Source organism: Chlorobaculum tepidum TLS, from assembly GCF_000006985.1.
In the GTDB taxonomy this organism is placed as follows: domain Bacteria; phylum Bacteroidota; class Chlorobiia; order Chlorobiales; family Chlorobiaceae; genus Chlorobaculum; species Chlorobaculum tepidum.
The window spans coordinates 1,030,223-1,042,342 of the sequence record NC_002932.3 but is presented as its reverse complement, the minus strand read 5'-3'; the positions used below and the strand labels follow the sequence as shown (position 1 = coordinate 1,042,342).

Annotated in this window: 12 protein-coding genes; 8 read left to right on the top strand and 4 right to left on the bottom strand. The window is 56.2% G+C overall.

Going from position 1 to position 12,120, the window contains the following annotated elements:
- The first annotated feature begins 144 nt into the window (after positions 1 to 144).
- The 4 genes from AYT24_RS05050 (at position 145) to AYT24_RS05035 (ending at position 5,137) form a co-directional block, all read left to right on the top strand.
- The gene (locus tag AYT24_RS05050; protein WP_010932784.1) at positions 145 to 1,083 is read left to right on the top strand and encodes a substrate-binding domain-containing protein; all 939 of its coding nucleotides are present in this window, start codon (positions 145 to 147) and stop codon (positions 1,081 to 1,083) included.
- A gap of 4 nt (positions 1,084 to 1,087) precedes the next feature.
- Complete coding sequence (locus tag AYT24_RS05045; protein WP_164926983.1) at positions 1,088 to 2,347, top strand: GGDEF domain-containing protein; 1,260 nt, start codon at positions 1,088 to 1,090, stop codon at positions 2,345 to 2,347.
- Between the two features lie 260 nt (positions 2,348 to 2,607).
- A complete protein-coding gene (locus tag AYT24_RS05040; RefSeq protein WP_010932781.1) occupies positions 2,608 to 3,876 on the top strand; it encodes an ABC transporter permease in 1,269 nt (422 codons plus the stop codon).
- Between the two features lie 10 nt (positions 3,877 to 3,886).
- A complete protein-coding gene (locus AYT24_RS05035) occupies positions 3,887 to 5,137 on the top strand; it encodes an ABC transporter permease (protein ID WP_010932780.1) in 1,251 nt (416 codons plus the stop codon).
- Positions 5,138 to 5,216: 79 nt separating this feature from the next.
- On the opposite strand, the gene AYT24_RS05030 is transcribed toward AYT24_RS05035, so the two are convergent.
- The 3 genes from AYT24_RS05030 to AYT24_RS05020 are packed head-to-tail and all read right to left on the bottom strand — an operon-like array spanning position 5,217 to position 6,078.
- The gene (locus AYT24_RS05030) at positions 5,217 to 5,375 is read right to left on the bottom strand and encodes a rubredoxin (RefSeq protein WP_010932779.1); all 159 of its coding nucleotides are present in this window, start codon (positions 5,373 to 5,375) and stop codon (positions 5,217 to 5,219) included.
- Positions 5,376 to 5,402: 27 nt separating this feature from the next.
- Complete coding sequence (locus tag AYT24_RS05025) at positions 5,403 to 5,612, bottom strand: rubredoxin (protein ID WP_010932778.1); 210 nt, start codon at positions 5,610 to 5,612, stop codon at positions 5,403 to 5,405.
- 19 nt (positions 5,613 to 5,631) lie between these two features.
- Positions 5,632 to 6,078, bottom strand: a complete 447-nt coding sequence (locus tag AYT24_RS05020; RefSeq protein ID WP_164926982.1) for a GNAT family N-acetyltransferase — start codon at positions 6,076 to 6,078, stop codon at positions 5,632 to 5,634.
- A 177-nt stretch (positions 6,079 to 6,255) separates the two neighbouring features.
- On the opposite strand from AYT24_RS05020, the gene AYT24_RS05015 reads away from it, so the two are divergent.
- Together AYT24_RS05015 and AYT24_RS05010 are read left to right on the top strand one after the other, a co-directional pair.
- On the top strand, positions 6,256 to 6,741 hold the full coding sequence (locus AYT24_RS05015) for a lipocalin family protein (RefSeq protein WP_164926981.1): 486 nt from the start codon (positions 6,256 to 6,258) through the stop codon (positions 6,739 to 6,741).
- A gap of 150 nt (positions 6,742 to 6,891) precedes the next feature.
- A complete protein-coding gene (locus tag AYT24_RS05010; protein WP_010932773.1) occupies positions 6,892 to 7,557 on the top strand; it encodes a TMEM165/GDT1 family protein in 666 nt (221 codons plus the stop codon).
- 12 nt (positions 7,558 to 7,569) lie between these two features.
- Here AYT24_RS05010 and AYT24_RS05005 read toward each other — a convergent pair whose 3' ends face one another.
- Positions 7,570 to 10,113, bottom strand: coding sequence for a helicase HerA domain-containing protein (locus tag AYT24_RS05005; protein ID WP_010932772.1), 2,544 nt, complete (start codon positions 10,111 to 10,113; stop codon positions 7,570 to 7,572).
- A 118-nt stretch (positions 10,114 to 10,231) separates the two neighbouring features.
- Here AYT24_RS05005 and AYT24_RS05000 point away from each other — a divergent pair, with 118 nt between their 5' ends.
- Together AYT24_RS05000 and AYT24_RS04995 are read left to right on the top strand one after the other, a co-directional pair.
- A complete protein-coding gene (locus AYT24_RS05000; protein WP_010932770.1) occupies positions 10,232 to 10,900 on the top strand; it encodes an ABC transporter ATP-binding protein in 669 nt (222 codons plus the stop codon).
- Positions 10,897 to 11,682, top strand: a complete 786-nt coding sequence (locus AYT24_RS04995; RefSeq protein WP_164926980.1) for an ABC transporter permease — start codon at positions 10,897 to 10,899, stop codon at positions 11,680 to 11,682. Before AYT24_RS05000 ends, AYT24_RS04995 begins: the two co-directional genes overlap by 4 nt.
- Positions 11,683 to 12,120 lie beyond the last annotated feature (438 nt).

Genomic DNA, 12,120 nt, shown 5'->3' with positions numbered 1-12,120 from the left:
CCAGAGTGAATAAATATTCAGGAAAGCGGATGTTAGTGAATTCACGCTTTATTTCCATGAAGAAACAGGGCATTTCCGAAATGTTTACAATTCCAATGTTCTGCCGTTTTGCCTATCTTTCAGCCTAACGTTTAAAAAAATACCATGAATCACCGGTTCCGTGACGTCGTGATTGCACTTATTCTGGCCACAGGCATTGCTGTGCCTGTCTGGCTCTGGATGCGTGCGCCTTCGCCGGAAAGCCCTCTTGGTTCGGCCATTTCCGGTGACACGCCCATCAGCGGAACTCTTGCCGTGGCGGTTGATCAATCGCTCACTGCCGTTGCCGGAATTCAAGCAGCGGCATTTTCGGACCAGTATCCGAACGCGGCCATCAAACTCTCCCAGGAATCTTCCCGCCCGGTTTTGCGGCTTCTCGAAAAGAAGGTCGATGCAGCGCTCATCGAGGGCGCTCTCTCTGCCCGTGAGGATTCGCTGCTTTCCACGCTGAAGCATCCCGTCAGACGTCAGCCGGTCGCCCGCAATGCGCTTGTGTTTGTCGTTAACTGCGCTAATCCCGTTTACTCCGTCTCGATTGCCAACCTGAAAGCGATTTTTTCCGGACGTCTAACTGACTGGAAATCTCTCGGTGGCTCGCGCGGTACGATCGTCGCCTGCCTGGACGGCAGCAACCTGCGTGCCCGCACTTTGCTTTCGGAGATGCTCTTCGGTAAAACGGAAGCTCTTTCGGCTTCAGCGGAGCCAGACCTGCCAACGCTGCTGGATCGCGTCAGCAAAGACCGGTATGCTGCTGCGATTATGACCCTGCCCGAGTATGCGGCGTCCTTGCGCTCCGGCTATGGAAGCAGCATCAAAGCGGTGCCGGTGAGCGCCGATGCGGGCGGCAAGCCGGTGGCGGCTTCTCCCGAAACGATTTATACTGGCGAGTATCCGCTTTCCACGGATATTTTCTATCTCTACGATCCGTACAACCCGCTGGCGACCGGGTTTGGCGCATGGCTTGCCAAAGAGGGGCAGAAGCTCTTTGAGCGCGGCGACATGGCGCCATACGAACAGCTCGTGCGTACCATCATTCTCAAGTGACTAAATGAAAAACGAAAGCGATACTACAGGCAATTACTTCCTCAGGTTAACAATGATTTTCGGTATTGTGGCGCTGATTCTGGCTGCCGGAGGAACCGCCTGGTTTGGTGCTTTCCAGAGTTCCCGTCTTCACCAGATCAGTGAAGACGAGTCGTTGCGCATGAGGCTGGTTGAATGCCGCACCAGCATTTCGTCGATCGAACAGCTTTTTGGGGATGAGCATCTTGTACTTGGCAAACAGGCGGATATTCAGTCGAAGCTCCGGATCGAGTGTGCCAGGTTTTCGGAGATTGGGCGCAGCCTGGAGATGAAGCAGGGAAGTGAACTCAACCAGTGGCTGAAACACCGCCAGCCGCTTGCCGCTCCGGTCAGCCGCGAATCGCTCCAGCTCATGGTCGTCGATATGGATGGCATGATAGAAAAGCTGAGCGCGAAGATCACTGATGAAAAAGCGCAGCTCACAGCCAGCCTGAATTACTATCTCGTGTTTATTACGCTTTTGCTGGTTGTTGTTGTGCTGGCTGGCGGGAAACTTATCATCTCCAGCTACCGGCGCTCGATCATTCCACTCCATAAACTTTCAGAACGGCTTGCCCTGTTGAATTGCAATCTTTCCGAAAGTTTGCACGATACCGCCGAAGCTGCTGAAACCCTTTTGAACGGCGAGGATCCATCCGCCGACATGCGCTCCGTCAGCGAATCGGTCGCGAGCATGTGCCACGACATCGAGGAGAAAAACCGCAAGCTTGACGAGTTGCACATCCGCGATGAAAAAACCAATCTTTACAACTATCGCCACTTCAAGGAGCATCTCATTATCGATGTCGAGCGGGCACGGCGCTTCAACGGCGATATCTCGCTCGCCATGATCGATATCGACAACTTCAAGAACTATAACGACCGTTACGGGCACGTTGCCGGAGACAGGGCGCTGGCGAGAATCGCCGAAATCATCAGGAAGGAGTGTCGCATGACCGATATTCCATCGAGGTTTGGGGGTGACGAATTCGCCATCCTTTTTCCGAAGACTGACCGGGCGACAGCGCTTGATATTTCCGAGCGGCTGCGCAACATCATTTACGCAGAACCGTTCGAGCACGAAAGCAAGCAGCCCGGCGGACAACTGACGGTGAGTATCGGTGTCGCCTCATGGCTCGATGACGCCACTGACGGTACTTCGCTGATTGTGAATGCTGACAAAGCTCTTTACAAAGCAAAGTCATCAGGGAAAAATATGGTTTTGGCATTTACGAGGGAGGTTTAAAAGAGAAGGTGGCGGAGCGGTAGTGGGGAATAACCCGGCTTGGCTTGCGGGTCACTGCCCTTACAATCCGGATTTCCGACATCCCTTGAATCACCTTTTGCTTCGAGACCTTTACAAATCCGCTCCAGCCATTAGTCCTCTCCCAATCTTTACTGCGCAATCCACACCAGATGCCCAGAAATTCTTATCTTTCCCTGCATTAGAAGGGAGGTTCGTCTTCTCCTGAACCACGATCCATCATCCGCGCCTTTGACTACTCAGTGAAAGCCGAGCTCTACATTGCCAGGCGATTTGCCTTTAAGCCTCGCTCGCTGTCGAAGCCGACGTTTATCGTGCTGGCGGCGGTGATTGGGATTGCCGTGGGGACGGCGGCGCTGATTCTGACGCTGTCGATTGTGAATGGATTTGCTTCGGTCATCGAGGGTAAGCTCATCAGGTTCACCTCGCATCTTCAGGTACGCCAGCCCGACGAACGCCTGTTTCTTGAAACCCGCCGCGACCTTCAGACGCTGAAAAGCGTGCCGGGCATCGTTTCGGTTTCACCGTTTCTTGAAATGAACGTGATGCTCCGGAGCCGCGCCGGGAAGGGCGATGCAGGCGGAGAGATCGCACCAGCAATGATTCAGGGGATCGATCCACGCGAGAGTTCACGCTTTCTGCAGAACGGACCGGAACTGCTCGAATCGGCTCCGGCTTCTGCGGACGGCTCGCTGCCCATCCTGCTTGGCAGGACGCTCGCCGACAAGCTCGGTGTCAAGGCGGGCGATCAACTGCTGATTGTCGGCATCGCTGGCAAAAACGGCACGTCCGGCATCACCGGCAAGGAGAGCGTGGTCGAGTTGCTGTCGAGCCTTGATCTGCACGTGGCGCGAGTCGCGGGCATCTACGACACCGGCCTCTCCGAAGGCTTCGACGACATCATCGTCTTCGCCGATCTCGGCAGGCTTCAACAGCTTTACCATCCCGACATGATTTCGGGCTACGAAGCCAACGTCGGCAACTTGCGCGATCTGCAGGCGATTTCGGCGACTGTGGCATCCACACTCGGTTATCCCTTTTACTCCTACACGGTGTACGAGCGCTACGCAAACCTTTTTGAGTGGCTCAAACTCCAGAAAAACATCATGCCACTGCTCATCATCACCATCACGGTTGTGGCGGTGTTCAACATCGTTTCGACGCTGCTGGTGCTCATCATCGAAAAAACGAAGGAGATCGGCATGTTGACCGCGCTTGGTCTCGAACCTCGCGCCGTGAGCTTGGTGTTCATGGGACAGGCGCTCATGATTTCACTGGTCGGCATTGGCCTGGGTAACCTGCTCGCGCTTGGCCTGTCGCTCTTCGAGCTGCGATTCCATCTCATTACGCTGCCGGAAAAGAGCTACTTCATCCGCCACGTGCCGCTCGAAATCGACCCGCTTCAATACCTCGCCGTGTCGGGGGGCGTGGCGGTGCTGACGCTGCTTTTCGCTTTCATTCCATCACGCGTTGCCGCTTCGCTCCAGCCCGCAACCGCACTGACCACGTGAAAAGAAAACGATGAAAGCAGGTATCTGGATAGCCGGGCGTTACAGCTTCGCGCGCAAGCGCTTCCGGGTAATCAATATTATTTCGGGCATCAGTCTCGCGGGGATCGTCGTCGGCGTCTCGACGCTGCTCGTTGTGATGAGCGTGCTGAACGGCTTCCAGAAGCTGGCCCGTGACCTCTTCGTGACCGTTGAAGGTCCGGTTCAGATCGTGCCCGCGCAGGGGCGCTCGCTGGTAGTGAGCGACTCTCTGCTTGCCGCCATCGCCAGGCTCGATGGCGTCGAAACGGCGCACCCCTTCGTCGAGGGGCAGGCGATTATTACTGCGTCGGGCAAAAGCGAGCTGATCATGGTGCGCGGTTTGACCGCCGAGGCGCAGCGCTCTCTGATGCAAACGACCTCCACCACGCAGCCCTATTTCTCCACAGACGGAATCTCGGCAGGTAACCTGCTTGCTGAAAGGCTACGGCTTTACCCTGATGAACCGGTGCGGCTCTTCAGCCCGGAGCTGATTTCAGCTGGCCTGCAAGCCCTTTCGCAACCGGAGCTGATGCCCGCGCTTTCGATGAGCGACGTGCGAGTCCAGAGCAGCTTTTCGCTGCAAAAGCTGTTCGACGACCGCTACGTGCTCGCGCCGGTTGAAATGGCCCAGAACATCCTGCTTTTCGGTCGTGGGCGCTACTCTGGCATCGACATCAGGGGGAAGTCAGGGGTGAGCGACGAAACGCTCGAAGCTCGACTTCGCGAATGGATTTCGGCAACCCATCGGGAAAAAACGTTGCGTGTGGTAACGCTGCGGGAGCGGCACCGCGACATGTTTGCCGTGATGCAGCTTGAAAAGTGGGCCAGCTTCGCCGTGCTGATGCTGGTGATTCTGGTGGCTCTTCTGAGCCTCGCCGGATCGCTCGCCATGACGGTCATCGACAAGCGCCACGAACTCTTCTATCTGCGCTGCCTTGGCCTCGAACGGCCGCAGTTTATGACGATCTTTATCGTCGAAGGCGGGCTGACGGGTCTGGCCGGCACGACGCTTGGCTCGCTTTTAGCCTGGCTCATCTGCAAAGCGCAAGAGCTGTGGGGCATCGTCCAGCTTCCCTCGAAGAGTGCCTTCATCATCAGCGCCTATCCCATCAGCATGAAAACCGGCGACTTCCTCGCCGTTGGAGCCGCAGCCCTCTTCTTCACCCTGCTTGTCAGCCTCTATCCCGCCAGCAAAGCCGCCGTCATTGCGACCAGCCAGTCGCTGGAAAACAAGATGGAGTGAGGGAGAAATGCAGAAGGGCGGTTTATGTGCCGCCCTTCCAGAAGATGGCTACCTCCATCAAAGATGTCTTTTCCCGCCCTTAAATTTTCGTGAACTCTTCCTTGCCCGCGCCGCAGACGGGGCACATCCAGCTGTCGGGGAGGGATTCAAACGATGTTCCGGCTGGAATATCGCCTTCAGGGTCGCCGGTTTCAGGGTTGTAGATGTATCCGCAGATGTTGCACTTCCACTGTTCCATAATGCTGATTATTAGGTTTTTTGATGTTCAGAGCTGAGAAATGAATTTTGTGAACTGGTTTTTCGGGTGATTGCACACCGGGCAGCTCCAGTCATCCGGCAGCTTGTCGAAAGGCATGCCGGGACGGATGTTCGTTTCGAGATTACCCTCTGCGGGATCGTAAATGTAGCCGCATTCGGCGCACATCCATGATGCCTGCAGGTCGGCCTGTGCCGGTTCGCTCTCCTTGACGTTCATGCGAGTTTCTCCTCTAAACTTATAGCTGTTTTCTGAATGCCACCATCGTTGAGCGCGCGAAACCGTGTGCCCCGTAAAAACGCTGGGCCGGGACGTTGTCGCCATCAGTCAGCAGCGTGATTCTGCCATAGCCGTTTTCCCGCGCCCAGCTGCAGGCGTGATCGAGCAGCATCGCGCCGATGCCCTGTCCGCGCCACTCGGGATCGACGATCATGTCTTCGAGCATTGCCACCTTTTTGCCGAGCGCCGTGCTGACCAGATTCAGCAGCGAGACCATGCCGATGATGCTTTCGTCCATTTCACACACGAAAATCGTTCCGGCTGATGAGTCGCCGATGATCATGCCGAGACCGTCCTTCTGTTTTTTCAGGTCAGGGGCAAATTCGTGTTCCTGGCTGAAAAGAACATTCAGCAATCGGGCGCACGCCCCGATGTCAGCGGGTTCGGCAATACGGACAGTCGGCACAATAACAACAAGGTTTTAATGAAGGCTCACCTATCAATGCTATTGAAAAACCTCGACAATAACAATGCTTTCAAACTGTTACAAGCTCTCCAAAGGTGAAAGTGTGAAACTTTGCCGTTACCTGCGCCGGTTTATTGATGTATAACTGTTTCGACAAAACCACTCACTGTTTCAGCCATGTTCAGAAAGCTTATCCGAAAATATTTCCATCCCACCGGGCCGGAAACCGTACCAGAGGTCGATGTCATGAAATATTGTGGCACCTGGTATGAGATCGCCTCCATACCGAGCAAGCAGCAGCGCGGCTGTGCCAGCACGAAAGCCGAGTACACGCTTGATGCCGCCAAAGGTAAGGTGATGGTGCGCAACTCGTGCAAGCGGAATGGCCGGGAGAAGTCAATCAGGGCAACCGCCGTGCCGGTTGAGGGCAGTGGCAACGCCAAGCTGATCGTCACTTTTTTCAGGTATATCAAAGCTGATTACTGGGTTATCGGGCTTGCCGAAGACTACTCGTGGGCACTGGTGTCGAATCCTTCCGCAACGCGCTGCTGGGTGCTGTCGAGAACGCCGTACATGGATGACGCTACCTATCGGCAACTGCTCGAGCAGTTGCGCCTGAAGGGAATCAATACGGATGAGCTGGTGAAGACCGTGCAAGCGTGAGGCCGCACAACATCGACGGATAAATCCGATTTCGATCTGAAAATGGGAGAATGAGTTGCGCTTCGGGCGTTATTGTATTTGGAACAATGGGCTGTAATAGGATATTTTCCCGGCTCGACAATTGGCAATCAGTAATCTTGTTCCGATCGCATGGGCGCATTCTGGCTTTCCCTCGTCATGATTTTTCTCGCCGAGCTTGGCGACAAAACCCAGCTTGTGGCGCTCACGCTCGCAACCTGCTACAACACGCGCGTCGTGCTGTGGGGCATTTTCTGGGCGACGCTTGCCGTGCATGTTTTTTCAGCGGGTATCGGCTGGTTTGTCGGCGGTCTTCTGCCGGGCGACTGGATCGCGTTCATCGCGGGTATCTCCTTCATCATTTTCGGTTTCTGGACGCTGCGCGGCGACAGCCTCGATGACGATGAGACGGGGGAGTGCAAAACCGGCGTCAATCCCTTCTGGATTGTTTTTTCAACCTTCTTCATGGCCGAGCTTGGCGACAAGACCATGCTCACCACGATCAGCCTCGCTACCACAAACCCATTTCTTCCGGTCTGGCTCGGTTCGACTCTTGGTATGGTGGTGTCGGACGGTCTGGCCGTCATCGTGGGCCGGATGATGGGCAAGAACCTGCCGGAAAAGGCGATCCGCATTGGCGCTTCCGTAGTATTTTTCCTCTTCGGCGCCTGGTGGATGTATGAAGGCGGCTCGAAATTTTCGCTGCCTGTCTGGTCTGCCGCCCTCTTGACGCTCGCCGTGGCCGCGCTTTTTTTCTTCCGCGATCTGCTTTTCAGACAGCGCGGCAACGAGGCATGAGCCGCCGACGGCCTACGATTCGTCTGCGGCTTCGTATGCCGGCAGATAGAGCGTTCCGCCGCCGGAGGCCTGGTCAAGCGTAACCTGCCAGAAGGGAAGCCAACCGGTGGTCACCATCTGAATCATCACGTCGCTTCGCCGGGGCGCGATCTCCTCGGTTGTCAGCGCTGATTCCGGATGTTCCCATCGCGCGGTTATTTCTGCGGCCAGCCTCTTCAGTTTGGCTTCGATCTTCTCCTGCTGACGCTTCAGCTCCTCGATTGTTTCGACAGACTCATCAACCTCTGCTTTGGCGTTGGCTGTCATGCGCCGCCGGTTGATGGCGGCGCTGATGCCCCGCGTGCTTTTCCGACCGAGGAAAAAGCCCAGCATGGTTTCTCCAAGACCGATCAGTTCACCAGCTTTCCGGTTCTGATGCTCGGCCTCGTCCTGCGCCAATTCACGCTCCTCTTTTTTGATCTTCTCGGCGATGCGTTCAAGCTGGGTGGCATACTTCTTTTCAAGCGCATCGACCTCCTGATCGCGCTGCTCGCGCGCGACCTGTTGAAGGCGGATGGTGAAATCTCGTTCGCTTTCGCCCTCGCCTTTGAACAGGTCCGTTGCCGGGTGGATCGAGAGCGGCAGGCGTTCGCGCCGGTAGAGAAAGTCGGACAAGGAGCGGCTGCAAGCCGCCAGCTTTCGGGCATTGACGAGTGTTTCAGGCAGCGTTGCAAATCCGGCGGCCTTGGAGTCCGGACGATCCGAAAGCTGATTCTGCATAGCAACGAGCCTCTGGCTTTTTTCCCAGTCGGGATTGCCAGCAGCATCGAACTCCGTGCAGGCAAGCACAAGGCGGCGGTTCTCGCTGATGCCTCGCCTGGCGTCTACGAAATCCACCGAAGCGCAACCGATGAGCGCCGGTTCGTAGAGCAGTTCCGCCGAAACAGGTGCTCCCAGAGAGCGCTTTGCGAGCGCAGCCGCCGGAGCGGTGGCTGCCGGGACGAAGAGCTGTTTGATCGAAGGATCAAGTCTCGGCAAAACAGAAACAGTCGAATAGCCCGAAGGCATCGCTTTTGCTGCGCTCGAAGTCGCCGGAGTTTCGGCGATGGCCGGCGAAGCCGGGCGGGGCGAAGCTGTCGCCGGCTGTGCGGTCGAGCCGTTTTTATGCCCAGCCATGAGGGTTTTGATTTGCGGGCGGGTCATCGGGCCGGAAAGGAAGCTCATAGCCCAGCGGGTCTGGAAGATCACCGGGCGGTCTTCATGAACATTGTGCATGAGGAACACGCGCTTGCCGAGCTGGCTGATGACCGTATCGAAATCGAATTCCGCGTCCGAACCGCCTGCCGTGCGGATGGCGCTTTTCAGCCCTTCGAGCACTCGTGCCTTGTCGCGCTCGGCCTGCAATTTGCCGATGAACCAGGTGCCGGTGTTGGTCAGCGCCTTGTAGTCGAGATCGACCGGGTTCTGCGTCACCAGCACGCAGCCGACGCCGAACGCACGCGCCTGCTTGAGCATCGTCATGAGCGGCCGTTTTGAGGGCGGCTCGGAGACCGGCGGCAGGTAGCCAAACACCTCGTCGAAATAGAGCAGCGCCCGAAGGCTCGATGTGCCCTGCTGCGCGCGCGTCCAGGTCAGGACGTTTTCGAGCAGCAGTGTGACGAAGAACATCCGCTCGTTTTCCGAAAGGTGCGCGAGCGAGAAGATCGCGACCCGTGGCCGAGCGTCGGCGGTGTAGAGCACGGAGGCGATGTCGAGCGCCTGGCCGGAGAGCCAGCTCTGGAACGACGGCGAGGCAAGCAGGGCGTTGAAGGACATGGCCAGCTCGAAGCGCTCTTTTTCGGGGTAGAACGTGTTGACGTCGAACACGCCCACCTGCCGCATCGGCGGGTTCTGGATCGAGCCGATCAGTGTGGCCAGGTCGAGATCGGTGCCTGCCCGCCAGAAGTGTTCGAAGATGCCGGAGAGCAGAATCGACTCGCGGCTCTTGACCGGATCGGCGTTGATGCCGACAAGCCCAAGCAGGGCGCTGACCGTGCCGGCGATGCGCTCGCGGATCGCTTCGGCCTCCGTATCGAAATCGAGCCTGGGAGCAGCCAGACTGCCGAGGATGTTTACCGGGATTCCGGCATCGGAGCCGGGCGTGTAAATCGTAAACTCTGCCGAATCTTTGAGTTCCCGGATCCGCTCCGGAGCGATGCCCCAGTCGAAGAGCCCGTTTTTCCACATCGAGGCGGTAGCAGCAGCAAGCTCTTCGGGAGTTTGCCCTTTGCGCCGAGCTTCGTCCTGATCGATCCACGGCAGAAAATCTTCGGGCAAGAGGTCGGGGAATTGCAAAAGCAGGTTGGTCATGTCGCCTTTCGGATCGACAAGAATCACCGGCACCTTGTCGAGCGCCGCTTCCTCGAGCAGGTCGATGCAGAGGCCGGTTTTGCCGCTGCCGGTCATGCCCACACAGACGGCGTGAGTGGTCAGGTCGCGGGCATCGTAATGCACCGGCTGTTCGAGCCGCAAGCCTGACTGGAGATCGTATTCTGCGCCGAGATAGAAGGAACCAAGCCGTTCTTCGGGAGCTTTCATGATTCGGAAGGGTAAGAGGTTGCCGGAAAAGAGCTGCTGTATTGGTAAATAACGAAATAAGTTCCGATCTTTTCAACAGTCGTGTACTCATGCCGTCCGGGGTAAAACAGAATGATCAATGACAAAACTCCTTGAACTCAGAGACCTTTCGTTCGGCTACGGCAAAGGCGGGCCGCCGGTTTTTGAGCATCTGTCGCTCGATGTCGGGAAAGGGGAGTTCCTTGTCGTCAAGGGGCCGTCGGGGAGCGGCAAGTCAACGCTGTTGCGCCTCATCTGCCGCCTGAACACGCCGCGCTCGGGTGCGATTCTCTTTCGGGGCCGCAACACAACGGAGATTCCGCCGTCGGAGTTGCGCTCGAAAGTGACCTATGTACCGCAGATTCCGCAGATGATTGACGGCACAATTCGCGACAATCTTTTGCTCTCCTTCACCTTCGCCCAGGCTCAGCGCAAAAGTCCGCCGGATGATGCATCGCTGGAGCGGATGCTTGAAGCATTTTACCTGCAAGGTGTCGGCCTCGATCAGTCAGCCAATACATTGTCAGTGGGCCAGAAGCAGCGCCTGTCGATTATGCGTGCCATTCTGACCGAGCCGGATGTGCTCCTGCTCGACGAACCGACCTCGGCGCTCGATACCGAAAGCGCGAGCATGGTTTTTTCGATTGTCGAACGGCTCAACACCGGAGAGGGCAAAACGGTGCTCATCGTTACGCACAGCGAATACCTGCCCGCGGTTCCGCAGGCCCGAAGCTGCACTTTCCGCAACGGAAAACTCGAATGCTCATGAATCCGATCATCGAAATCTCCATACCGCAGCTGTTGCTGGCTTTGCTGTTCATTGTTGTCGCGCAGGCAACCTCGTTTGTTCAAAAGCTCGGTCTGAACAGGGATATTTCCATCGGAACCGTCCGCACGGTCTCACAGCTCTTCCTGATGGGCTATGCGCTGACCTTCATTTTCAGAGCAGAGAACCTCTGGCTGACGCTCGGCATCTACGTCGTGATGGTCTTTTCGGCGGTGTTCATCGTGCGGGGGCGGGTGAAGGAAAAGCAGATTGCCTACGAAGTGCCGACTTTTCTTACGATGCTGTCGAGCTACTTCCTCACGGCGCTCTTTGTCTCGTGGCTGGTGATCGGCGTGCATCCGTGGTGGGATCCGCGCTACTTCATTCCCACGGCGGGGATGGTAATCGGCAACTCGATGTCCGCGCTTGCCATCTCCATCGAGCGTCTCTTCTCGCAGATGCGCCAGCAGCGCGAGCTGGTCGAAATGAAACTCTGCCTCGGCGCGAACTACAAAGAGGCAAGCCTCGACATTTTCAGGGGAGCGGTCAAGGCGGGTATGATTCCTTCGATCAACGCCATGATGGGCGTCGGCCTCGTCTTCATACCCGGCATGATGTCGGGTCAGATTCTCGCCGGAGCCGACCCACTCATCGCCATCCGCTACCAGATCGTCGTCATGTTCATGCTCGTCGGTTCGACGGCTATGAGCACGATCATTGTGACGCTTATTATTCGCCGCCGGTGTTTTGGGAAAAGTGAGGAGTTGGTGGTGACTGCGGAGTGAATAGATAGAGATGCCTCTTCAAAGCTTTCACGACGACAATATGGTGAAATTTAAGGGCTGTTTATGAGATAGGAGAGAGATAAATTTGTAAGGTTCTTCGCAGAATATCGTGGGTAAAGGAGCGCTGGGTTACGTCATGATCCGATAGCCATGTTGAGTTTTCCACAGTAAAACAAAATCCGGATTCGGTAACTCTCGAACCGGTGAAACCCTCTTGCTGAGGCCTTGGGATTACCTTTTCTGGCGCTAAATTACATTATCCTATAAAGTCGGATAATTGATCGATGGGTTCTCGGTATTTGTATGGAATAGTTTTAGCCTTATCTCACCATTTTTATTTTGATATATCGTCCCTGGTCCTCGATCCTGTTTAGGATTTTCATTTTTTTTGTTGTTCAAACAAACAATATATCAAAAAAATCCACCTGTCTAAATAGA